General features: G+C 65.6%; 25 protein-coding genes and 1 riboswitch. All 25 genes read left to right on the top strand.

Features of this window, described 5'->3' with window-relative positions:
• Positions 1-98 precede the first annotated feature (98 nt).
• Positions 99-3,977, top strand: coding sequence for a DUF3683 domain-containing protein (locus tag ACTIEY_RS03575; RefSeq protein ID WP_439517720.1), 3,879 nt, complete (start codon positions 99-101; stop codon positions 3,975-3,977).
• 24 nt (positions 3,978-4,001) lie between these two features.
• Positions 4,002-4,415 carry a gamma-butyrobetaine hydroxylase-like domain-containing protein gene (locus tag ACTIEY_RS03570; RefSeq protein WP_439517719.1) on the top strand — a complete coding sequence of 138 codons (414 nt, stop codon included), beginning with the start codon at positions 4,002-4,004 and terminating at the stop codon, positions 4,413-4,415.
• 16 nt (positions 4,416-4,431) lie between these two features.
• Positions 4,432-5,163, top strand: a complete 732-nt coding sequence (gene ubiE / locus ACTIEY_RS03565; protein ID WP_439517718.1) for a bifunctional demethylmenaquinone methyltransferase/2-methoxy-6-polyprenyl-1,4-benzoquinol methylase UbiE — start codon at positions 4,432-4,434, stop codon at positions 5,161-5,163.
• Between the two features lie 44 nt (positions 5,164-5,207).
• Positions 5,208-6,206, top strand: coding sequence for a Tim44 domain-containing protein (locus ACTIEY_RS03560; protein ID WP_439517717.1), 999 nt, complete (start codon positions 5,208-5,210; stop codon positions 6,204-6,206).
• A 31-nt stretch (positions 6,207-6,237) separates the two neighbouring features.
• Positions 6,238-6,846: a hypothetical protein gene (locus ACTIEY_RS03555; protein WP_439517716.1), complete on the top strand. Its 609-nt coding sequence runs from the start codon at positions 6,238-6,240 to the stop codon at positions 6,844-6,846.
• Positions 6,843-8,408 carry a ubiquinone biosynthesis regulatory protein kinase UbiB gene (ubiB, locus tag ACTIEY_RS03550; protein WP_439517715.1) on the top strand — a complete coding sequence of 522 codons (1,566 nt, stop codon included), beginning with the start codon at positions 6,843-6,845 and terminating at the stop codon, positions 8,406-8,408. Before ACTIEY_RS03555 ends, ubiB begins: the two co-directional genes overlap by 4 nt.
• Positions 8,409-8,547: 139 nt before the next feature.
• A complete protein-coding gene (locus ACTIEY_RS03545; protein WP_439517714.1) occupies positions 8,548-8,901 on the top strand; it encodes an FmdB family zinc ribbon protein in 354 nt (117 codons plus the stop codon).
• Between the two features lie 9 nt (positions 8,902-8,910).
• Positions 8,911-9,591: a DUF502 domain-containing protein gene (locus ACTIEY_RS03540; RefSeq protein WP_439517713.1), complete on the top strand. Its 681-nt coding sequence runs from the start codon at positions 8,911-8,913 to the stop codon at positions 9,589-9,591.
• 48 nt (positions 9,592-9,639) lie between these two features.
• Positions 9,640-11,439, top strand: coding sequence for an aspartate--tRNA ligase (gene aspS / locus ACTIEY_RS03535; protein ID WP_439517712.1), 1,800 nt, complete (start codon positions 9,640-9,642; stop codon positions 11,437-11,439).
• Positions 11,440-11,571: 132 nt separating this feature from the next.
• A complete protein-coding gene (locus ACTIEY_RS03530) occupies positions 11,572-11,892 on the top strand; it encodes a DUF883 family protein (protein WP_439517711.1) in 321 nt (106 codons plus the stop codon).
• A gap of 20 nt (positions 11,893-11,912) precedes the next feature.
• A complete protein-coding gene (locus tag ACTIEY_RS03525; protein ID WP_439517710.1) occupies positions 11,913-12,284 on the top strand; it encodes a phage holin family protein in 372 nt (123 codons plus the stop codon).
• On the top strand, positions 12,281-12,583 hold the full coding sequence (locus ACTIEY_RS03520) for a YqjK family protein (protein WP_439517709.1): 303 nt from the start codon (positions 12,281-12,283) through the stop codon (positions 12,581-12,583). The genes ACTIEY_RS03525 and ACTIEY_RS03520 overlap by 4 nt, the downstream gene beginning before the upstream one ends.
• 9 nt (positions 12,584-12,592) lie before the next feature.
• Positions 12,593-13,051: a dihydroneopterin triphosphate diphosphatase gene (gene nudB / locus ACTIEY_RS03515; protein WP_439517708.1), complete on the top strand. Its 459-nt coding sequence runs from the start codon at positions 12,593-12,595 to the stop codon at positions 13,049-13,051.
• A gap of 23 nt (positions 13,052-13,074) precedes the next feature.
• Positions 13,075-13,803: an endonuclease/exonuclease/phosphatase family protein gene (locus tag ACTIEY_RS03510; RefSeq protein ID WP_439517707.1), complete on the top strand. Its 729-nt coding sequence runs from the start codon at positions 13,075-13,077 to the stop codon at positions 13,801-13,803.
• Between the two features lie 47 nt (positions 13,804-13,850).
• Positions 13,851-15,116 carry a cardiolipin synthase ClsB gene (gene clsB, locus ACTIEY_RS03505; RefSeq protein WP_439518265.1) on the top strand — a complete coding sequence of 422 codons (1,266 nt, stop codon included), beginning with the start codon at positions 13,851-13,853 and terminating at the stop codon, positions 15,114-15,116.
• Positions 15,113-16,141 (top strand): ligase-associated DNA damage response exonuclease, encoded by a 1,029-nt coding sequence (locus tag ACTIEY_RS03500; RefSeq protein ID WP_439517706.1) that lies wholly within the window; start codon positions 15,113-15,115, stop codon positions 16,139-16,141. The genes clsB and ACTIEY_RS03500 overlap by 4 nt, the downstream gene beginning before the upstream one ends.
• Positions 16,138-17,910: an ATP-dependent DNA ligase gene (locus ACTIEY_RS03495; protein WP_439517705.1), complete on the top strand. Its 1,773-nt coding sequence runs from the start codon at positions 16,138-16,140 to the stop codon at positions 17,908-17,910. The genes ACTIEY_RS03500 and ACTIEY_RS03495 overlap by 4 nt, the downstream gene beginning before the upstream one ends.
• A 68-nt stretch (positions 17,911-17,978) precedes the next feature.
• Entirely contained in the window at positions 17,979-18,707 is a 729-nt protein-coding gene (folE, locus tag ACTIEY_RS03490) for a GTP cyclohydrolase I (protein ID WP_439517704.1), read from the top strand.
• 25 nt (positions 18,708-18,732) lie between these two features.
• A complete protein-coding gene (locus tag ACTIEY_RS03485) occupies positions 18,733-19,155 on the top strand; it encodes a BLUF domain-containing protein (RefSeq protein WP_086122752.1) in 423 nt (140 codons plus the stop codon).
• Positions 19,156-19,163: 8 nt separating this feature from the next.
• Positions 19,164-19,997 (top strand): DUF429 domain-containing protein, encoded by an 834-nt coding sequence (locus ACTIEY_RS03480; RefSeq protein WP_439517703.1) that lies wholly within the window; start codon positions 19,164-19,166, stop codon positions 19,995-19,997.
• A gap of 74 nt (positions 19,998-20,071) precedes the next feature.
• Positions 20,072-20,262, top strand: a riboswitch (FMN riboswitch).
• A 90-nt stretch (positions 20,263-20,352) separates the two neighbouring features.
• Entirely contained in the window at positions 20,353-20,856 is a 504-nt protein-coding gene (locus ACTIEY_RS03475) for a 6,7-dimethyl-8-ribityllumazine synthase (RefSeq protein ID WP_439517702.1), read from the top strand.
• Positions 20,857-20,905: 49 nt separating this feature from the next.
• A complete protein-coding gene (locus ACTIEY_RS03470; RefSeq protein ID WP_439517701.1) occupies positions 20,906-21,745 on the top strand; it encodes a helix-turn-helix domain-containing protein in 840 nt (279 codons plus the stop codon).
• A 74-nt stretch (positions 21,746-21,819) separates the two neighbouring features.
• Complete coding sequence (locus ACTIEY_RS03465) at positions 21,820-22,263, top strand: VOC family protein (RefSeq protein ID WP_439517700.1); 444 nt, start codon at positions 21,820-21,822, stop codon at positions 22,261-22,263.
• A 120-nt stretch (positions 22,264-22,383) separates the two neighbouring features.
• Complete coding sequence (locus ACTIEY_RS03460) at positions 22,384-22,605, top strand: hypothetical protein (RefSeq protein WP_439517699.1); 222 nt, start codon at positions 22,384-22,386, stop codon at positions 22,603-22,605.
• Positions 22,602-23,117, top strand: a complete 516-nt coding sequence (locus ACTIEY_RS03455; protein ID WP_439517698.1) for a thermonuclease family protein — start codon at positions 22,602-22,604, stop codon at positions 23,115-23,117. The genes ACTIEY_RS03460 and ACTIEY_RS03455 overlap by 4 nt, the downstream gene beginning before the upstream one ends.
• Positions 23,118-23,125 lie beyond the last annotated feature (8 nt).

Genomic DNA, 23,125 nt, shown 5'->3' with positions numbered 1-23,125 from the left:
GCCCATGACAACAGGGGTTTCCATAGGGGGGGTGGGTGTATGTTGCGCTGCGGTACCATCCTGGGTTCATTACTGTCATGCTGGCGACTGCCACACCAATGAACGCTCCCACGCCGCTATCGCTGTTCGCCACCAACACTGACGAAGCGCCGCGCCTGCGCGAGATTCCTTACAACTACACCTCGTTCTCGGATCGTGAGATCGTCCTGCGTTTGCTGGGCGATCGTGCGTGGTCATTGCTGGACGGTTTGCGGGGTGAACGCCGCACCGGCCGCTCGGCCCGCATGTTGTATGAGGTGCTGGGCGACATCTGGGTGGTGCAGCGCAACCCCTACCTGCAGGACGATCTGCTCGACAGCCCCAAGCGCCGGCAGCAGCTGGTGGACGCCCTGCATCACAGGCTGGCCGAGGTGCAGAAGCGCCGCACCCCGCAGGACGATGGCGCGCGCGATGCTCTGGTGGCCGAACTGCTCACCGCGGCCCGCGGGGCGGTGGACAGCTTCGCGCGCTCGTTCGAAGACATGGCCGCGCTGCGCCAGCGCGCCAACAAGGTGTTGCGCCGGCTGACCGCGCGCGACAACATCAAGTTCGACGGCCTCTCGCGCGTCTCGCACGTGACCGATGCGACCGACTGGCGCGTCGAGTACCCCTTTGTCGTGTTGACGCCCGACACCGAGGCGGAGATGGCGCTGCTCGTCAAGGGCTGCTTCGAGCTGGGCCTGACCATCATTCCGCGTGGCGGCGGCACCGGCTACACCGGTGGCGCGATTCCGCTCACGTGGAAAAGCGCGGTGATCAACACCGAGAAGCTTGAAGCCATGACCGAGGTGGAGTGGGTGAGCGTGCCCGGGCACGACAAACCTTTGCCCACGATCTGGACCGAAGCCGGCGTGGTCACGCAGCGCGTGGCCGACGCGGCCGAACGCGCGGGCCATGTGTTTGCGGTGGACCCCACCAGTGCGGAAGCCTCGTGCATTGGCGGCAACATCGCCATGAACGCGGGTGGCAAGAAGGCCGTGCTCTGGGGCACGGCGCTGGACAACCTGATCAGCTGGCGCATGGTGACACCCCAGGCGCAGTGGCTGGAAGTGACCCGCATCGACCACAACCTCGGCAAGATCCACGATGCCGACATGGCCAGCTTCGAGTTGAAGTACTTCGAGGCCGACGGCAAGACGCCGGTGCGCACCGAACAGCTCGTGATCCCCGGCAAGACTTTCCGCAAGGAAGGCCTGGGCAAGGACGTGACCGACAAGTTCCTGAGCGGCCTGCCGGGCATCCAGAAAGAGGGCTGTGACGGCCTGATCACCAGCGCGCGCTGGGTGGTTCACCGCATGCCGCAGCATGTGCGCACGGTGTGCCTGGAGTTCTTTGGTAATCCTCGCGACTGCGTGCCCTCCATCGTCGACATCAAGGACTTCATGTTCACCGAGATGAAGCGCCCTGGAGGCGCCATTCTGGCCGGCCTGGAGCACCTGGACGACCGCTATCTCAAGGCCGTGGGCTATGCCACCAAGAGCAAGCGAGGCACGCTGCCCAAGATGGTGTTGGTGGGTGACATCGTGGGCGACGACGCCGACGCCGTGGCGCGAGCCACCAGCGAAGTCATCCGCCTGGCCAACTCACGCAGCGGCGAAGGCTTCATCGCCATCAGCCCCGAAGCGCGCAAGAAGTTCTGGCTCGACCGCAAGCGCACGGCCGCCATCAGCAAGCACACCAACGCCTTCAAGATCAACGAAGACGTGGTGATTCCGCTGCCCCGCATGGGCGAATACACCGAGGGTATCGAGCGCATCAACATCGAGCTCTCGCTTCGCAACAAGCTCAAGCTGTGTGAGGCGCTGGAGGCCTTTTTCACGCGGGGAAACCTGCCGCTGGGCAAGACCGACGACGCCAACGACATTCCCACCGCCGAGCTGCTTGAAGACCGCGTGCAGCAGGCGCTGGCCCTGGTTCGCGAGGTGCGAGCGCAATGGTCGGGCTGGTTGCGTGACGTGGATGCGTTGTTTCCGCAGTTGCAGGACCACCGGTTGCGCGCGAGCTGGAAGACGCAGATCCGCGCGCCGCTGCAGCAGATCTTTGCCGGCGCGGCCTTTGGTCCGTTGCTCGCCGAGATCAATGCCATCCATCAACGCGTGCTCAAGGGACGGGTGTGGGTGGCCTTGCACATGCACGCCGGCGACGGCAACGTGCACACGAACATTCCCGTCAACAGCGACGACTATGAGATGCTGCAGACCGCGCACGAGGCGGTGGCGCGCATCATGGCGCTCGCGCGCCGGCTCGATGGGGTGATATCGGGTGAGCACGGCATCGGCATTACCAAGCTGGAATTCCTCACCGACGCCGAGCTGCAGCCGTTTGCCGACTACAAGAGCCGCGTCGATCCTGAAGGCCGCTTCAACAAGGGCAAGCTGCTGCGCCAGGGCCCGGCAGGCGATGCCAGCCTGCGCAGTGCCGACCTTTCCAACGCCTATACACCCAGCTTCGGGTTGATGGGACACGAATCGCTGATCATGCAGCGCAGCGACATTGGCGCCATCGCCGACAGCGTCAAGGACTGCCTGCGTTGCGGCAAGTGCAAGCCGGTCTGCGCCACCCACGTGCCGCGCGCCAATCTGCTCTATTCGCCCCGCAACAAGATCCTGGCCACTTCGTTGCTGATCGAGGCCTTCCTGTACGAAGAGCAGACGCGCCGTGGCATCAGCATCAAGCACTGGGAAGAATTCGAGGACGTGGCCGACCACTGCACCGTGTGCCACAAGTGCCTCTCACCCTGCCCGGTGAAGATCGATTTCGGCGATGTGACCATGAACATGCGCAACCTGCTGCGCAAGATGGGGCAGAAGAGCTTTCGTCCCGGCAACGCGGCGGCCATGTTCTTCCTGAACGCGACCAACCCTGAAACCATCAAGTTCATGCGGGGTGCCATGGTCGGCGTGGGCTTCAAGGCACAGCGCCTGGCGAACGATCTGTTCAAGCGCCTGGCGCGCAAGCAGACCAGTGCGCCTCCGGCCACGCTGGGGCCGGCACCCATCAAGGAACAGGTCATCCACTTCATCAACAAGAAGATGCCGGGCGGCCTGCCCAAGAAGACAGCGCGCGCCTTGCTCGACATCGAGGACAAGGACTACGTCCCCATCATCCGCAACCCGGTCGTCACCACCGCCGAGACCGAGGCTGTGTTCTATTTTCCCGGGTGCGGATCCGAGCGCCTCTTCAGCCAGGTGGGTCTCGCCACGCAAGCGATGCTTTGGCATGCCGGTGTGCAGACCGTGCTCCCGCCGGGCTATCTGTGCTGCGGCTACCCGCAGCGCGGCAGCGGCCAGTTCGACAAGGCGGAAAAGATCATCACCGACAACCGGGTGCTGTTCCACCGCGTTGCCAACACGCTGAACTACCTCGACATCAAGACCGTGGTGGTCAGTTGTGGCACCTGCTACGACCAGCTCCAGGGTTACGAATTCGACAAGATCTTCCCGGGCTGTCGCATCATCGACATCCACGAGTACCTGCTTGAAAAGGGCATCACGCTGGCCACCGGGCAGGGCGGATACCTCTACCACGACCCCTGCCACACGCCGATGAAGCTGCAGGACCCCATGAAGACCGTCAAAGGCCTCATGGGCGACAACGTGCTCGAGAGCAAGCGCTGCTGCGGCGAATCGGGCACGCTGGGCGTGACCCGACCCGATATCTCCACCCAGGTGCGTTTTCGCAAGGAAGAAGAGCTCCAGAAGGGTGAAGCCGCCCTGCGCGAAGCCGGGACCGTGGGCGAGAAGGAGAACGTGAAGATCCTGACCTCCTGCCCCAGCTGCCTGCAGGGTCTCTCACGCTACACGGACGACCTTCAGAACGGGCTGCTCGAGGCCGATTACATCGTCGTGGAGATGGCGCGCCAGATTCTGGGTGAGCAATGGCTGCCGGAATATGTGGCGAAGGCCAACGAAGGCGGCATCGAGCGCGTGCTCGTCTGATCGCCTACCCCAACGGAGAACCCCATGGCCGGACTCGACAGGAACAGCCCCACGCCGGAATCGATCACCTTGCACCAGCAGTCGCGCGTGCTGGAGATCGGCTTTTCGGATGGCAGCGAATACCGCATTCCATTCGAGCTGATGCGCGTCTGTTCGCCCTCGGCCGAAGTGCAGGGCCATGGCAAGGGCCAGGAGGTGTTGCAGACCGGAAAGCGGGAGGTGGACATCGTCGCCCTGGAGCCTGTGGGCAACTACGCTGTGCAGCCCACCTTCAGCGACGGGCACAGTTCGGGCATCTTTTCCTGGGATTACCTGTACTTCCTCGGTTCGAAACAGGATGAACTGTGGGCTGATTACAACGCAAGGCTCCAGGCTGCCGGTGTGGAACGCGACGCGCCCATGCCGGAAAAGGGCGGTCATGCCTGCGGCAGCCATTGAGCAGAACGGAGCACGAATGGCATCCACTCATTTCGGATTCAAGACCGTCGACGAAGGCGAAAAGGCGCGACGGGTGCGCAGCGTGTTCGACTCGGTGGCGCCCAAATACGACGTGATGAACGACCTCATGTCGGGCGGGTTGCATCGCATCTGGAAGCGCTACACGATCACGGTGGCCAACCCCCAGCCGGGCGACCAGGTGCTCGACATCGCCGGTGGCACGGGCGATCTGGCGCTGGCGTTCGCGCGCAAGGTGGGCGAACGTGGTCGAGTGGTTCACACCGACATCAACGAAGCCATGCTGCGCGAAGGTCGCACGCGCCTGCTTGATAACGGCGTGGTGCTCCCCACCTTGGTGTGCGACGCCGAACATCTGCCGTTTGCCAGCGATTCTTTCGACCTGGTCACGGTGGCCTTTGGTCTGCGCAACATGACGCACAAGGAACTTGCGTTGCGTGAGATGCATCGCACGCTCAAGCCGGGGGGCAAGTTGCTGGTGCTGGAGTTTTCCCGGGTGGCGAAGCCGCTGGAAAAGGCTTATGACTGGTATTCGTTCAACGTGCTGCCCAAGTTGGGCAAGCTGGTGGCCAACGACGAGGCCAGTTATCGCTACCTCGCCGAGTCCATCCGCATGCACCCGGGGCAGGAAGTGCTGAGACAGATGATGCGCGAGGCGGGCTTTGGCCATGTCGACGTGCACAATCTGTCGGCCGGTGTGGTGGCGCTGCACGTGGGCATCAAGTGTTGATTCCGGTTCTGAAAATCTGTTTGTAATTTTTAGGGGGCAAAGGCATGAACAAGTTGTGGTCGTTGGTTCTGGTGTTCGTCATGGCGCTGGGCTCGCAGGATGTGTGGGCCAAGCGCATGGGCGGTGGCATGTCGTTCGGCAAGCAGTCGGGCAACGTGACGCAGCAGCGCAACGCCGTACCGCCTGCTCAACAGCAGACCGCGCCGACGCCCGCACAGAATGCGGCTCGTCCCGCCAATGCAAACCCTGCCGGCGCAGCCGCTGCCGCCCCCAAGCGCCCATGGGGCGCCATGCTGGGTGGCCTGGCCGCTGGCCTGGGCCTGGCCTGGCTGGCTTCCGCCCTGGGTTTTGGCGAGGCATTTGGCCAGGTCCTTCTGTTCGCCCTGCTCGCTCTGGTGGTGATGGCCGTGATCGGCATGGTCATGCGGCGCCGTGCCGCCAGTTCTCAGGGTCTGGCCTACCAGGCCGCAGGCCAGACCGGCAATTCACAGTACGACCCCGCAACGCCGCGCAGCTACCTGCCGCAGAACGTGGGCAACGATGCTTCCGCACGTCCCTGGGAACGCAGCGGTCCTGTCGCTCTGGACAACCGCAACGTGCACGGCGGCAGTGGCTCCCTCATCGGCTCCGCACTGGGCGGCAGCCAGTCCTGGGGGGTGCCGGCAGGCTTTGATGTGGATGGTTTCCTCAGCGCGTCCAAGAAGAACTTCGTCAACCTGCAGGATGCCTGGGACCGCTCCGACATTCCCAGCCTGCGCGCCATGATGACCGACGGCATGCTGGAGCAGATCCGCAGCCAGCTCGCCGAGCGCGAACAGGCCAGCGCGGGCGTGCAAAACAAGACCGAGGTCGTGATGCTGGACGCGCAACTGCTGGGCATCGAGGAAATGGACGACGAGTACATGGCCAGCGTCGAGTTCTCCGGTCTGATCCGCGAGGAAGCCTCTGCCGGCCCCAACCCGTTCCGGGAAGTCTGGAACATCACCCGGCCCAAGAGCGGTTCGGGTGGCTGGCTGGTGGCTGGCGTCCAGGCACTCCAGTAGGCCGATCAAGAGGTGTCAGAATCGGGCGGCCATGAACCATGAACCGCCCGCCCCACCGCCCGCTTCCGGCCCCCGGCCGCTGAACTTCCTGCAGTCCCTGTTGGGCGCGATCCGACCGCCCGAATGGGTGGTCGACGAACTGCAGAACCGGCTGGTGCTTTTCCTGAATCACGTGCTGATGCAGGAAAAGGCCGCCCAGGAACGCTTGCGTCGCCAGAAGGGCAAGGCAGTGCGCATCCAGTGGGGCGACTTCCATCTCACGCTCGCTCCGACCGCCGCAGGCCTGCTGGAGCGCTGTGCACCCGACACCAAGGCCGAGCTGAGCATGACGCTGACGCAGACGTCGCCGTTAGATCTGGCACAGAGCCTGCTGGCCGGCGACAAGCCGGGCGTCGACATCCAGGGCGATGTTCAACTGGCGGCCGAAGTGGCCTGGCTGGTGGACAACGTGCGCTGGGACGTGGAGGAAGACCTGTCGCGAGTGCTGGGCGATGCCACGGCCCACACACTGGCGCGGTTTGCCCGCTCGGCGGCCCAGGCCGTCAAGGCGTTTGTCGACCGCCTGCCGTCTGGGTTTCCGCCCCGGCCACCCCAAGGCGCTGCACCCAACAGCGAACGCCCCGACGGTCCTTCGGCATGACGCGTCTTTTCCGCGGCGCCTTCATCGTCTGGGTGGTGTTGCGCTACGGGCTCGACGAGCTCGTGCTGTCCAGTTTCCAGCGACCTGCATTGCGGCTGTTGACACGCATCGTGTCGATCGGTCGCAACCTCGATGCGCCGCGCGGCCAGCGCCTGCGCGAGGCGCTCGAACGGCTTGGGCCGATCTTCGTGAAGTTTGGCCAGGTGCTTTCGACCCGCCGCGACCTGCTGCCCAGTGACATCGCCAACGAACTGGCCCACCTGCAGGACCGCGTGCCGCCTTTTCCCAGCGCCGTGGCCGTGGCCACGATCGAACGCGCTTTCGGCAAGCCGCTCTCGGAGGTTTTCACCCATTTCGAGCAGGTACCGGTGGCCAGTGCCTCCATTGCCCAGGTGCACTTCGCCACACTGAGGGACGGTCGTCACGGTGGCCGGGAGGTGGCGGTGAAGGTGCTGCGCCCCAACATGCGCCCGGTGATCGACAAGGACATCAGCCTCATGCGCATGATGGCTGGCTGGGTGGAACGTCTGTCGGCCGACGGCAAGCGCCTCAAGCCGCGCGAGGTGGTGGCGGAATTCGACAAGTACCTGCACGACGAACTCGATCTGTTGCGAGAAGCCGCAAACGCCGCGCAACTTCGCCGCAACATGCAGGGGCTGGACCTCGTGCTCATTCCGGAAATGCTCTGGGACTACTGCCACACCGACGTGATGGTGATGGAGCGCATGCACGGCATCCCGATCAACCGGATCGAGGAGTTGCGCCGCGAAGGGGTGGACATTCCCAAGCTCGCGCGAGACGGCGTCACGATCTTCTTCACCCAGGTCTTTCGCGATGGGTTCTTCCATGCCGACATGCACCCGGGCAACATCCAGGTCAGCACGGCGCCGGGCACATTCGGGCGCTACATCTCGCTCGATTTCGGCATCGTGGGCACGCTCACGGAGTTCGACAAGGAATACCTGGCGCAGAACTTCACCGCCTTCTTTCGGCGCGACTACAAGCGGGTGGCCGAACTCCACATTGAATCCGGATGGGTGCCCGCCAACACCCGGGTCGACGAACTGGAATCGGCGATTCGCGCGGTGTGCGAACCGTATTTCGATCGTCCGCTGAAAGAGATATCGCTCGGGCTGGTGCTCATGCGCCTGTTCCAGACTTCGCGGCGCTTCCATGTCGAGATCCAGCCGCAGCTGGTGCTGTTGCAGAAGACGCTGCTCAACATCGAGGGCCTCGGGCGAGACCTGGATCCCGAACTCGATCTGTGGAACACCGCCAAGCCGTTCCTGGAGAGCTGGATGATCGAGCAGGTGGGGCCTGGCAAACTGCTGCAGCAGCTCAAGGCCGAAGCCCCTCAGTATGCCAAGCTGCTGCCCGCCCTGCCTCGGCTGCTGCACGATTACCTGCAGCACAAGCCCCACGAACTGCGGCGTGAGATCGACCAGCTCGTGGCGGAGCAGCGCCGCACCAACCGCCTGCTGCAGGGCATCATCTATGCGGGCCTGGGTTTCCTCCTGGGTTTGCTGGCCATGCAGGTGCTCGTGCGCGTACAGCTCTGGTAGCGCCCGACACCCGGGCAGGCAAGGGCAGAGCCCTCAATTTATAATGACGGGTTTTGTTCCACGCCCCAGGTGTGGGGCGTCTAGCGTCGCTTCGCGACCCTCCTCTTGCGGCGCTCCCGCACCTCAACCGGTTCACGTCATGCCCATCTATGCCTACAAGTGCGAGTCCTGCGGCCATGCCAAGGACGTGTTGCAGAAAATGTCGGACGATCCGCTCAGCGTCTGCCCTTCATGTGGCGAGGCAACCTTTCGCAAGCAGCTGACGGCCGCCGGCTTCCAGCTGAAGGGTTCGGGCTGGTACGTGACCGATTTCCGTGAAGGGCAGAAGCCCGCTGCCGCGGCAGCAGCGCCTGCGACAGAGCCCGCCAAGCCCGCCAGTGAGCCGGCAGCCCCTGCAGTGCCGGCCTCCAGTGCTGCACCTTCGCCTGCGCCCGCAGCCGCGCCCGCAGCCGCACCTGCGGCCACGCCGGCAGCGCCTCCCGCAGGCTCCTGAACGGTTCCCATGCCCTCCATTCGCAAGTGGCTGTTCTCGGGCCTGCTGGTGCTGGTCCCCCTGATCGTCACCCTCTGGGTGCTCGAATGGGTGATCAGCACGCTCGACCAGACCCTGCGCATCCTCCCCACCAGCTGGCAGCCCGACCAGCTGCTGGGCATGCACATTCCAGGTCTGGGTGTGGTGTTCGCGCTGGTGGTCGTGCTCTCCATCGGTGCACTGGCGTCCAACATCATCGGCAACAAGCTGGTGCACTGGTGGCACGCCTTGCTACACCGCATCCCCGTGGTGCGTTCGGTGTACTCCGGTGTGAAGCAGGTGTCCGACACGCTGTTCTCCGAAAAAGGCAACGCCTTTCGCAAGGCCTTGCTGGTGGAATGGCCGCATGAGGGCATGTGGACCATCGCCTTCCTCACGGGCTCGCCGGCGGGTGACGTGTTGCGCCACCTGCAGGAAAAACCCGGCAGCATGGGCGAGTTCGACGAATTCCACAGCGTCTACGTGCCCACCACCCCCAACCCCACCGGCGGCTATTTCGTGATGGTGCGAAAGAGTGCCTGCGTGGAGTTGCAGATGAGCGTCGACGAGGCGCTGACCTACATCGTGTCCATGGGCGTGATCGTGCCCGGTGGACCCAAGAATGCCCAGATCAAGGCGCTGGCCGAGGCCGCTGCCCGATCCAACCCCTGATGTTGCCCGGCAGGACCGTCCTGCCACCATGTTGAAAGAAGAAACCCGATGGCCATGCGTTCCCACTATTGCGGTCTCGTGACCGAAGCCCAACTGGGCGAAACCGTCAAGCTCTGCGGCTGGGTGAACCGCAGGCGCGACCATGGTGGTGTGATCTTCATCGACCTGCGCGACCGCGAAGGTTATGTGCAGGTGGTTTGCGATCCCGATCGCGCCGAGATGTTCAAGACGGCGGAAGACGTGCGCAACGAGTTCTGCGTGCAGGTCACTGGCCTGGTGCGCGCGCGCCCCGCCGGCACCACCAACGACAAACTCAAGAGCGGCCAGATCGAGGTGCTCTGCCACGAACTCAAGGTGCTCAACCCTTCGGTCACGCCGCCGTTCCAGCTCGACGACGAGAACCTGTCCGAGACCACACGCCTCACGCACCGCGTGCTGGACCTGCGCCGCCCCTACATGCAGAACAACCTGATGCTGCGCTACCGCGTCGCCATGGAAGTGCGCAAGTTTCTGGATGCCAATGGCTTCATCGACATCGAAACGCCGATGCTCACCAAGAGCACGCCAGAAGGCGCGCGCGACTACCTGGTGCCCAGCCGTGTGCACGCCGGCCACTTTTTTGCCCTGCCGCAGTCGCCTCAGCTCTTCAAGCAGTTGCTCATGGTGGCCGGCTTTGACCGCTACTACCAGATCACCAAGTGCTTCCGCGACGAAGACCTGCGTGCCGACCGCCAGCCCGAATTCACACAGATCGACATCGAAACCTCGTTCCTGACCGAGGAAGACATCCGCGACATGTTCCAGGGCATGATCAAGACGGTCTTCCAGAACACCCTGGGCGTGGACCTGGGCGAGTTTCCGGTCATGGCCTATGGCGAAGCCATGCAGCGCTTCGGCTCCGACAAGCCCGACCTGCGTGTGCAGCTTGAGTTCACCGAACTCACCGACGTCATGGGAGACGTGGACTTCAAGGTCTTCTCGGCCCCCGCCACCATGAAGGGTGGCCGCGTGGTGGCTTTGTGCGTTCGCGGCGGAGGTGACATGAGCCGCAGCGAGATTGACGCCTACACCGAGTTCGTGAAGATCTATGGCGCCAAGGGCCTGGCCTGGATCAAGGTCAACGACCCTGCCAAGGGCCGGGAAGGCCTGCAGAGCCCCATCGTGAAGAATCTGCACGACCAGGCGGTGGCCGAATTGCTCTCGCGCACGGGCGCGAAGGCCGGCGACATCATTTTCTTTGGCGCGGACAAGGCCAAGATCGTCAACGACGCCATCGGCGCGCTCCGCTTGAAGATCGGCCACAGCGAACTGGGCCGCAGGAACGGGCTTTTCGAAGACCGCTGGGCACCCATGTGGGTGGTGGATTTCCCGATGTTCGAGCACGACGAGGAAGCTGACCGCTGGACGGCCGTGCACCACCCCTTCACGGCACCCAAGGATGGCCATGAAGACTGGATGGTGACCGCGCCCGAGAAGTGCATCGCCAAGGGCTACGACATGGTGCTCAATGGTTGGGAAATCGGTGGTGGCTCGGTGCGGATCCACACCGCGGCGGTGCAGCAGAAGGTGTTCGATGCGCTCAAGATCTCGCCGGAAGAAGCGCAGCTCAAGTTCGGTTTCCTGCTGGACGCCCTGCAGTACGGTGCGCCGCCACATGGTGGCCTGGCTTTCGGCCTGGACCGCATCGTCACCCTCATGACCGGTGCGGAATCCATCCGCGACGTGATTGCCTTCCCCAAGACCCAGCGTGCGCAGTGCCTGCTGACCCAGGCCCCCAGCCCGGTGGACGAAAAGCAATTGCGAGAACTGCACATCCGCCTGCGCAACGCGGACGCGGTCAAGGCCTGAACCCATCGGCCGTGGAGGAGGGGCGCCGGGTGGCGCCCTTTTTCGTGTATCGGACCAGTTTGGGCGGTTATCTGCCGGCAAACGCGGCGTTCTGGTCCGATTTGTTAGGATGGCCTTTTGAAAGGAGTCCGCATGAGCACCCGCAAGACCGAATCCATCGACCCCAAAGAGAAGCTCGTTGCCGATCTCCAGCGCGTGATTGCCGACGCCGAAGAGTTGATGCAGGCCACCGCCCACCAGACGGAGGGCAAGGTGGCCGAGCTGCGCGATCGCATCAACGAGAACCTGCGCACCGCGCGCCACAAGCTGGCCGACGCCGAGGACGCCATCAAGGAAAAAACGCGTGAAGTGGCGCGGGCCACCGACGACTACGTGCACGAACACCCCTGGCGCGCCATCGGCACCGCCGCCGGCGTCGGACTGGTCATTGGTCTCCTGATCGGACGCCGCTGAGCCCCGCGCCGGATAGCGCCATGGCTTCACCGCAACGCCTGTCTTCGTCGCTGCGCGGTCTCGCCAGCACGGTGCTGGAACTGCTCCAGGTTCGACTGGAGCTCTTCAGCGTGGAAGCGCAAGAGGAGGTGCTGCGCGTCGGCGCGCTGATGGTGTACGGCGCCATCGCCGTCACCTTCCTCAGCCTGGGCCTGACGTTCTTGGCACTATTCATCACCGTGGCCTTGTGGGACAGCCATCGTCTGCTGGCACTGGGCATCTTCAGCGCGCTGTTCCTGCTCGCTGGCGGGGTCGCCGCCTGGCTGGCGCGCGAACGCGTCAGGAGCGGCACGCGCCTGTTTTCGGCCAGCCTTGAAGAGCTGCGCCAGGATCGCGAGGAGCTGCGTTCATGAATGCCCGCGCGAGGGTGCTGGCGAGCCGCCGCGAACGCCTGGTGCTGCGGTCGGCGCACCTGCGCCGGCAGGCCGGGGTGGAGGTTTTCGGCCTGCAGAACACCTTCACCTGGATCGACCGCGCGCAGGACGCGTGGCACTGGTTGCGGGCCAACCCGCTCGCCGTGGCGGGCAGCGTCGGCCTGCTCGCGATGTGGAGGCCCCGTCGCGCACTCGGTCTGGGCCTGAGGGCGTGGTCCCTTTGGCGCCTGGCGCGCCGCCTGCTCGCGCTGCGCGCGGCTTTCGTGCCACGTCGCTGAGCGTCGCTCATGAAGATTCCGCAGTCGGTGCTGGTGGTCATCCACACACCGGCGCTCGAGGTGTTGCTGATCGAACGGGCCGATGCACCCGGCTTCTGGCAGTCGGTGACTGGTTCCAAGGACTCGGAGGACGAGTCGTTCGAGCACACGGCTGTGCGCGAGGTGCGGGAGGAAACCGGACTGGACGCTCGCGCTCGGGGTCATGTGCTGAGCGATTGGGGGCTGGAGAACGTCTACGAGATCTATCCTCAGTGGCTGCCTCGTTACGCGCCCGGCGTCACGCACAACACCGAACATCTGTTTGGACTTTGCGTGCCCCGGGCGGTGCCGGTGGTGCTCAGCGCGCGGGAGCACCGCGCTCAGGTCTGGCTGCCCTGGGCCGAAGCGGCGGAGCGGTGCTTTTCGCCATCGAACGCCGAAGCCATCACCTGGCTTCCCCGCCTGGCGACCGTCTTCACCTTCGGTTAACGCCCTGATGGCATGATTTGCACATGAGCATTCTGCGTGTCGCCACTTACAACATCCACAAAGGCGTTCAGGGCATGGGCCCTGCGCGCCGGTTGGAGATCCACAACCTGGCGCATGCGGTCGAGCAGTTCGATGCAGACATCGTCTGCCTGCAGGAGGTGCGCCGCCACCACCGCAAGCTTGAAAAGCACTTCACCCGCTGGCCCGATCTGGACCAGGCCAACTACCTCACCCCCGACGGCTACGAGTCGGTCTACCGCACCAACGCCATCACGCGCCATGGTGAGCATGGCAACGCGCTGCTGTCGCGCTGGCCGGTTCTGGACAGCAGACATTCCGACGTCTCCGACCACCGGTTCGAGCAGCGTGGGCTGCTGCATGTGCAGCTGTTCATCGAAGGGGTCGACGTGCATGTGGTGGTGGTGCACCTGGGATTGATCCACGCCAGCCGGGAACGTCAGGTCCAGCGGCTGGGCCAGTACATCGCCTCCGAGCTGCCCGAGACCGCACCGTTGATCGTGGCGGGTGACTTCAACGACTGGGGTGCCCAGTTGCTCAAGCCCATGGCGGCGCTGGGCTTGCGCACCTTCGAAGGCATCCGCCTGCCCACTTACCCATCCCGGCTGCCGCTGCTGCACCTGGACCGCATCTTCGTGCGCGGCCTGCGACCGCTCTCGGCGCAGGTTCCGCACGGCAAGGTGTGGGCCCGCATGTCCGACCACCTGCCCCTGATTGCCGAGCTGGAGCTGTGAGCGCCGATCTGCCCCCCACCCCGGCTCGACGTGCCTCTCCGGGTGGCATGCGCGGCGGTCACCAACTGCTGTTGTTGCAAGGTGGCGCTGAATTCTTCCCAGCGCTGGTCGACGCCATGGACGCCGCGCGGCAGGTGGTCCATCTCGAGACCTACATCTTTGAATTCGCGGGCTCCGCGCTCACGGTGGCCGAGGCGCTGGAGCGCGCAGCCCGGCGTGGCGTGGTCGTGCGACTGGTGATCGATGGGGTCGGATCGCCCCACGTGCCGACCGAGTGGCGCGAGCGTCTGGAAAGCGCGGGCGTCATGCTCTACATCTACGCGCCGCTGGGCCGCCTGGGCCTGCTGCTGCCCAGCCGCTGGCGGCGCCTGCACCGCAAGCTCTGCGTGGTCGACGGCACGGTGGGCTTCTGTGGGGGCATCAACATCATCGACGACCAGGACGACGTCGCGCTGGGGCGGTTGGCCGAACCCCGACTCGATTTCTGCCTGCGCGTGGCCGGCCCGCTGGTGCAGGACATGGTGGACACCATGGAGCAGCTCTGGTGGCGCCTGCGGGCGGCGGACAAGGCCCGCCAGCGCGAGTTCAAGGCGGCCTGGGACGCGCTGCGCGAATCCCGGCCTGCAGGGGATTTCTCGCGGCTCCTGCGGAAGATCGAGGCCCACGCCGGTGCCGCCGTGGGCCGCCGCGAGGGTGGGCCGGCCGGCGAAAGCGGGCCTGCGCCTCTGGGCGTGGACGGCGCGCGCGCCTGCCTGCTGCTGCGCGACAACGTGGGCCACCGCCACGACATCGAACGCGCCTACCTCAAGGCCATCGGCGACGCGCGCCACGACATCGTGATCGCCAATGCGTACTTCATTCCCGGCCGCAAGCTGCGCCGGGCACTGAAGATGGCCGCTGCGCGCGGCGTGCGTGTGCGCCTGCTGCTGCAGGGCAAATACGAGCATTTCCTGCAGTACCGTGCCGCGCGCCCGGTCTACGCGCCGCTGCTGGCCGCCGGCATCGAGATCCACGAATACGCGCCCAGTGCCTTGCACGCGAAGGTGGCCGTGGTCGACGACCGCTGGTCCACGGTGGGCTCCACCAACCTGGATCCGCTGTCGATGCTGCTGGCTCGGGAAGCCAATGTGATGACCAACGACCGTCGCTTCGCCACGCTGTTGCTGGTCTATCTCGATGGAATCGTGCTCAACGCCGGACACACGCTGGACGTGACGGCACTCAACAGCCGGCCCTGGCACCAGCGCCTGCTCGACCGCGTGGCCTTCGGCATCATGCGGACCACGTTGTTCCTGACGGGCCATCGATATTGAAGTCCGATCTCATCGTCCAGCGCCCCGAAGGCCTGTATTGCCCGCCGGGTGACTTCTACATCGACCCCTGGCGCCGCGTGGACAGGGCGGTGATCACGCACGCGCACGCCGACCACGCGCGCGTGGGGCACGCAAATTACCTTGCCACGGCGGTCTCGGAAGGCTTGCTGCGCTCGCGGCTGGGTGCCGACATCACCCTGCAGGGCGTGGCGTATGGCGAGGCGGTCGTGCACAACGGTGTGCGGATCTCGCTGCACCCGGCGGGCCATGTGCTGGGGTCGGCGCAGGTGCGGGTGGAGCATGAGGGTCAGGTGTGGGTGGCCAGCGGCGACTATCGGCCCACACCGGCCGGTGCCGTCCCCGATCACACCTGCACGCCTTTCGAGGCGGTGCCCTGCGACACCTTCATCACCGAATCCACCTTCGGCCTGCCCATCTACCGCTGGCGACCAGACGCCGAGCTGTTCGGCCAGATCAACCAGTGGTGGGCCGACAACGCCGCCACCGGCCGCGCCAGCGTGCTGGTGTGCTACAGCCTGGGCAAGGCCCAGCGCATCCTGGGCGGTGTCGATCCGTCCATCGGTCCCATCGTGTGCCATGGCGCGGTCGAACCGCTCAATCGCGCCTACCGGGCGGCGGGTGTGGCGTTGCCCGAGACAAGCCTGGTGACCGACATCGCGGACCCGGTCCTGTTGCGCCGTGCGCTGGTGCTCACGCCAGGCAGCGCGCTGGGCACGCCGTGGATCCGCCGCTTCGGCGATCACTCCGACGCCTTCGCCAGCGGCTGGATGCAGGTGCGCGGCATGCGCCGGCGCGGCGGCCATGATCGAGGCTTCGTGCTGAGCGACCACGCCGACTGGCCGGGGCTGCTCGGTGCCATCGAGGCCACCGGCGCCGAGCGCGTCATCGTCACCCACGGCAGTGCGGTCGAACTCGTGAGGCACCTGAGCGAACGCGGCTTGCGCGCCGAGGAATTCCACACCGAGTACGGCGACGACCACGAGGCCCGCGCCGAGTCCGCATGAACCGGTTCGCCGCCCTGTTCACCGAGCTGGACGCCAGCACCGCCACGAGCGCCAAGCTGGCGGCGCTGCAGCGCTACCTGGCCGAAGTGGACGATGCCGATGCAGCGTGGGCGGTGTACTTCCTCTCGGGCGGCAAGCCACGCCAGCTCATCAAGACAGCCCACCTGCGCCAACTGGCCATCGAGGCGGCGGGCCTTTCCGACTGGCTGTTTGAAGCGTGCTACCAGACCGTGGGCGACCTGGCCGAAACCATCGCGCTGGTGCTGCCCGATGCGGGGAGCACAGGCGGCATGCAGGTTTCGCTGAGCCGCTGGATGCACGAACGCCTGCTGCCCCTGCGCGGGCAGGACGACGATACGGTGGCGCGCGCGCTGCGGGACTGGTGGGGAGAGCTCAATCCGACTGGCCGGTTCCTGCTCATCAAACTGGTGGGCGGCGGTTTCCGGGTGGGGGTGAGCAAGCTGCTGGTGCAGCGTGCCATTGCCGCCCATGCCGGTCTCGACGCCCGCCACGTGGCCGCCCGCATGATGGGCTACACCGATACCCGGCGAGCGCCCACCGCCGAGATGTACCGCGCGCTCATTTCCGATGCAGCGGCCTTCGAAGCGGAGCCGAGCCAGCCCTATCCCTTCTTCCTCGCCAGTGCGCTCGATGCCGAAGCCGCGGCGACCCTGCGCGCGCAGGCGCCAGCAGGCGACTGGCTCGCCGAGTGGAAGTTCGACGGCATACGCGGCCAGATCGTCAAGCGTGCCGGTCGCGTGTGGGTGTGGTCGCGCGGCGAGGAACTGATGAGCGAGCGCTTTCCCGAGCTGCTCGCCATGGCCCAGCGCTGGCCCGACGGCACGGTGGTCGATGGCGAGATCCTGGTCTGGGATGCTTCGGCGGATTCGCCGCTGTTGCCCGGCAGCGATCGGCCCGGCAGGCCCGCCACGTTTGCGCTTCTGCAACAGCGCATCGGCCGCAAGACCCTGGGTCCCAAGGTGCTGGCCGATGCGCCGGTGAGTTTCATGGCTTATGACCTGCTGGAAGCGGAAGGCCTGGACCTGCGCAGCCTGCCGCAGCACGAACGCCGAGCGCGCCTGGAGGCGCTGGCCACGGCGATGGATCAGACACCCGGGGCTCGCCTGTGGCTTTCACCCCTGTTGCGTTTCGAGCACTGGGACGCACTGGCGACGTTGCGTGCGCAGTCGCGTGAACTGGGTGTCGAGGGTCTGATGCTCAAGCACCGGGAAAGCGCATACGGCACCGGGCGGCAGAAGCGCGATGGCGAGGGTTCGATGCTCGCCTGGTGGAAATGGAAGCTCGATCCGCTGACCGTGGATGGCGTGCTGATCTACGCCCAGGCGGGCCACGGCCGCCGCGCTTCCGTCTACACGGACTACACGTTTGCAGTCTGGAACCGGACACCCCGGGACGCGGCCGAGGCGCAGGCGGTGGTCGATGCGATCGCGGCCCGCCGCCCGGCCGACCCGCAGGGCCTGCAGCTCGTGGCCTTCACCAAAGCCTATTCCGGCCTGAGTGACCAGGAATTCGATGGCGTGGACGCGGTCATCCGCAAGACCACGCTGGAGAAGTTCGGGCCCGTGCGCAGCGTGCGGCCCACGCTGGTGTTCGAACTCGCGTTTGAAGGCATTGCGCGCAGCGCTCGGCACAAGAGCGGGGTGGCGCTGCGCTTTCCCCGCATGCAGCGCCTGCGCCCGGACAAACCGCTGCACGAGGCCGACACACTGCAGGACCTGCAGCGACTGCTGAACGCCCCGGACGAGTGAAAACCCTTCACAGCCGGACGCCATTTCCCCCATGAAGTGCGGCGCGAAGTCCGGTGTTAGCATGCGCCATGCTCATGAAAGCCGAACCCGACATGACCCCCGCCGCCCCCCCAGACGACGACATCGGCGTGCCCGTTTCTGTGAAGATCCGTGAGCGCGTCAAGGCCGCACGCAAGCGTTTCCACTCCAACGACAACATCGCGGAATTCATCCAGCCCGGTGAGCTCGACCAGTTGCTCGAAGAAGTGACCGTGCACATGCAGGGCGTGCTCGACGCCATGGTGATCGACACGGAGAACGACCACAACACCGGCGACACGGCTCGCCGTGTGGCCAAGATGTACCTCAAGGAGGTCTTCAACGGACGCTACGTGAAGGGCCCGAGCGTCACCGAATTCCCGAATGCCGAGCACTTGAACGAGCTGATGATCGTGGGCCCGATCACCGTTCGCAGTGCTTGCAGCCACCACTTCTGCCCGGTCATTGGCCGCATCTGGATCGGCGTCATGCCCAACGAGCACACCAACGTGATCGGCCTGTCCAAGTACGCGCGCATGGCCGAGTGGATCATGGGCCGTCCGCAGATCCAGGAAGAGGCGGTGGTGCAGCTGGCCGACCTGATCCAGGAGAAGACCCAGCCCGATGGCCTGGCCATCGTGATGGAGGCCAGCCACTACTGCATGGCCTGGCGCGGCGTGAAGGACATGGACAGCAAGATGATCAACTCGGTCATGCGAGGCGTGTTCCTGAAAGATTCCAACCTCCGGCGAGAATTCCTCGCGCTCATTCCCCGCTGAACCCTACCCTTCGAAGAAGAACCCCATGCTGGTACGCCTGCTCTACGTCAGCCGCGCGGTCGATAAGGACGCCAAGGCCATCGAATCCATCCTGGAGGCTTCGCGCTCACACAACATGGGCAACGGCATCACCGGCGTGCTCTGTTATGGCGGTGGTGTGTTCCTGCAGGCCATTGAAGGCGGACGCACGGCCGTCAACACGCTCTACAACCACATCGTGGCCGACCCGAGACACGCGGGCGTGGAGCTGCTGCACTACGAGGAAATCTCCGAGCGCCGGTTCGGCGGCTGGACCATGGGCCAGGTGAATCTCTCCAAGCTCAACACCTCCATCGTGCTGAAGTACTCCGAGCGGCCCGAATTCGATCCATATGCGGTCTCGGGCAAGGTCTCGCTGGCGCTGCTGGAAGAGTTGATGGCCACGGCCAGCATCATCGGCCGGGCCTGAACGGCACCGTGTCGCCCCTCCTGCTCGGGTGCGATTTCACCAGCGCGCCGAGCCGCCGCAAACCCATCACCCTGGCCGTGGGCCGCGTCGATCGCGCTCGCGTGTGTCTGGACGCCGTGGAGCGTTTCGACACCCTCGAGGCCTGGAGCCAGCGCGTGTCCGCACCGGGTGAATGGGTCGGCGGCTTCGACCTGCCTTTCGGCTTGCCGCGTGAGCTGGTCGCGGCTTTGGGCTGGCCCGCCGAATGGGCGGCCTGCATGTCCCATTTCGCTGCGATGTCTCGCGCCGAGATTCGAGACGCATTCGTCTCGTTCTGCGCTGCGCGTCCAGTGGGTGGCAAATTTGCCCACCGCGCCACCGACGGCTCCGCCGGCTCGAGCCCCAGCATGAAATGGGTGAATCCGCCCGTGGCGTACATGATGCACGCTGGCGTGCCCAGGCTCATGGCCGCAGGCGTGACGCTGCCTGGCCTGTGGCCGGGAGACGGTACGCGCGTGGGTCTGGAGGCGTATCCGGGTCTGCTGGCGCGCAGCGTGCTCGGAGGCACTTCCTACAAGAGCGACGACAAGGCGCGCCAGACGCCCGACCGGCTGATCGCCCGCAAGACCCTGATCAATGCGCTGGAAAACGGCCAGGCGCCGCTGCTCGCGGCTTGTGGCGTTCGCCTGCGGCTCACCCACGGCCAGCGCGACGCACTCGCCGACGACGCCAGCGGCGACACCCTCGACGCCGTGCTGTGCCTGCTGCAGGCGGCCTGGGCACGCCACCAGCACGAAGCAGGGCACCCGCGCTGGGGCCTGCCCGCGTTCGATCCGCTGGAAGGCTGGATAGTGAGCGCCTGAGCTTCAACCCGCGCGACAGTGGGGTCGGGTGGCCCTGCCTACAATGCGTCGGGTCCGGCCAGCGTGCCGGACAACAGCGTTCTCAGGGCGGGGTGAGATTCCCCACCGGCGGTGATGGCGACGTGGCAACGCGTGCGCACGAGTTCCGCGAGCGCCCAGGTGCCGATCAGGTCGGCGCATGGGGTCAGCAGACCCGGTGAGATCCCGGGACCGACGGTAAGGTGTCCGCGTGCGGGTGCCAGAGTCCGGATGAAAGAGAGCGCGAGCCGCATGCCCGCCGGGAGCCTTCGCGCCCGCGGTTGGCGTTCGCGCTTGTGCGCCCTGATTTTTTGGCCAATCCCGATTCGAGGACACCATGAATCAGTCTGAAGCTTCCCTTTCCCCCACGGTCCAGTTGCCAGGCGAACTGCGCTTCGCGTTTGTCGAGGCGTCCTGGCACGTCGACATCGTTCACCAGGCGCGCGATGCCTTCTTTGCCGAGATGGCGAGAAGCGGCTTCGGCGCCGATGCCATCGACGTGTTCGACGTGCCTGGCGCGTTCGAGATTCCGCTGCATGCGCAGCGCCTGGCCCGCTCGGGCCGATACGCCGCCGTCGTGGGCAGCGCGCTGGTGGTCGACGGCGGCATCTACAGACACGACTTCGTTTCCCAGACGGTGGTGCAGGCGCTCATGGATGTGCAGCTCGACACGGGGGTGCCCATGATCTCCGCCGTGCTCACACCGCACCATTTCCACGAACACGCCGAACACCGCAAGTACTTCCTGCGGCATTTCGCCGTGAAGGGCACGGAGGCCGCGCAAGCCTGCCTGCTGACCGTGGCGGGATTGCGGCGGCTCGACGAGCGCCTGAGCGCCTGATACGCTGGCGCTTGCGGGCTCCGGGATGGGCCTGCGAGAGGAGAAGGTGATGACGCTGCAACGCCTGCCGATGCCTGCCCTGCGGCCCTTCGTGGCGCTGGTGTGGGCGAGCGAAGGTTGCGGGTCCGGCGATGCAGGGGAGACGGTGCGTGAGCACGCCCTGCCCACCGGGATGATGCACCTCGTGCTGCGCCTGACCGACACGCCGTTGCGCATTGCAGATCCACGGCACCACGACGGGGCGCAACCCATGGCCGCCGCGCTGGTGGGAGGCGCACGCTCGGGTTTCTACGTGCGTGAGTTTTCCGGACGTGCCTGTTCGGTGGGCGCCGTGCTGCGCCCCGGCGCAGCGCAATGCCTCTTCGGCACGAGCGCCCACGAACTCGCCGAGCGCCACACGCCGCTCGAAGACCTGTGGGGCGCAGGCGCGCGCAGCTTGCGTCTGCGGCTGCAGGAAACGCCGAATGCGCACGACCGCCTGGCGCTGCTGGAGGTGGTGCTCTCTGCGCGGCTGCCGCGCTTGCGAGGTCTCCATCCCGCCGTCGCCTCTGCGCTGGCAGAGAGGCCCGGCACCTGGAGCGTGGGCGAGGCCGTGCGCCGAAGTGGTGTCAGCCATCGCCGCTTCATCGCGCTGTTCAAAGAGACCGTCGGCCTGCCGCCCAAGACCTGGCTTCGGGTGCAGCGCTTCCAGCAGGTGATGGCGGCTGTGGGTCAAGGCACTGGCGCGTCCCTGGCCGAGATCGCGCTGGATGCCTGTTACAGCGACCAGTCGCATTTCAACCGCGATTTCCTGGCGCTCAGCGGCGTGACGCCGCAGGCCTACCGGCGCATCTCGCCCGATGAGCGCAACCACCTGCCCGTGCCGGCGCGCCCCCGGTCAATCGGCTGAGGTCAAATTTGTTCTAGACGCCGGATCGGCGTGCGGGAAAGATGAGGCACGTTCCATCCACTCAGAGGTGTTTCATGAAGATCGAAGAAGTGTTCGCTTATCTGTGCGTGTCCGACACTGCGGCCGCCATCGATTTCTACCAGCGTGCGTTCGGCGCCCAGGAGAAATTCCGGCTGACCGAGCCCAGCGGGCGCATCGGCCACGCCGAAATGATGTTCGGCGCGATGACCGTGATGCTGTGCGACGAGTTTCCGGAATACGGTATCCGCAGCGCGTCGTCGATCGGCGCCACACCCGTGTCCATCCACCTGCATGTGGAAAACGCCGATCGCATGATCGAACAGGCTCTGGCGGCGGGCGCCTCGCTGGAACGCGAGGCGCAGGATGCGTTCTATGGCGAGCGTTCGGGTGTGGTCCGTGACCCGTTTGGCCACCGCTGGCTGATCGGCCACGCCATCGAAGACGTGAGCACCGACGAGATGCAGCGCAGGTACACCCGCCTGTTCGAATCCTCCTGATTTTCTTGTTGCGCGGGTTGTGCGAAAGCCCTGGAGGTTTGATGCATCATCGGCACTGCGCTGCGTGACGCCCATGTCGGGCGTCGCACGGAAGCGCATGACCTTCAGAGGACTTTTCCCATGAACACCGCCAAGTTGATCGGCATCATCCTCATCGCCGCCGGCGCCATCGGCCTGGTGTATGGCAGCTTCAGCTACACCAAGAACACCGAGGCCGTGAAGCTCGGCCCCCTGGAACTCTCCGTGAAGGAAAAGGAAACCGTCAACGTGCCGGTGTGGGCGGGCGTGGGCGCCATCGTGATCGGAGCCGTGCTGCTCGTCATGGGTGGCAAGAAAGGGTGATTCTTTCGCGCGGGTGGCTGCTGTGCGTGGCGGCGCTCGCCTGCACCGCAGTCGGGGCACAGGCCAGTGGGCCGCGCGAGGATGAGGTCTATGCGGCGCGCGTGAGCCGGGTGTTCGATGGTGACACCCTGTGGGTCAAGCCGCTGGAAGGCGGGCGCTACCGCAAGCTTCGGCTTGACGGCATCGACGCACCCGAAATCTGCCAGCCAGGCGGCGCCACCGCTCGCGACATGCTCGCCGGTCGGGTGCTGGACCAGGTGGTGCAGGTGCGCGTGCGCCGCTACGACGATTACGGTAGAGGTCTGGCGCACATCACGCATCAGCGCGAGGACATCGCCGGCTGGCTGGTCGCCCGCGGCCTGGCTTGGTCCTACCGGTGGGGCCGCAACCCGGGGCCCTATGCGAAACAGGAGGCGTCTTCGCGCAGCGCGGGGTTGGGTGTGGTGGCCGATCCAGCGGCCGAATTGCCACGCGACTTCCGTCGTCGCCACGGGCCTTGCCCCTTGCCCTGACTGCGATC

Origin of the sequence: Hydrogenophaga sp. (assembly GCF_051858985.1) — a bacterium.
GTDB lineage: Bacteria > Pseudomonadota > Gammaproteobacteria > Burkholderiales > Burkholderiaceae_C > Hydrogenophaga.
The sequence above is the reverse complement of the archived record's forward strand: the minus strand, read 5'-3'. Positions and strand labels throughout refer to the sequence as shown.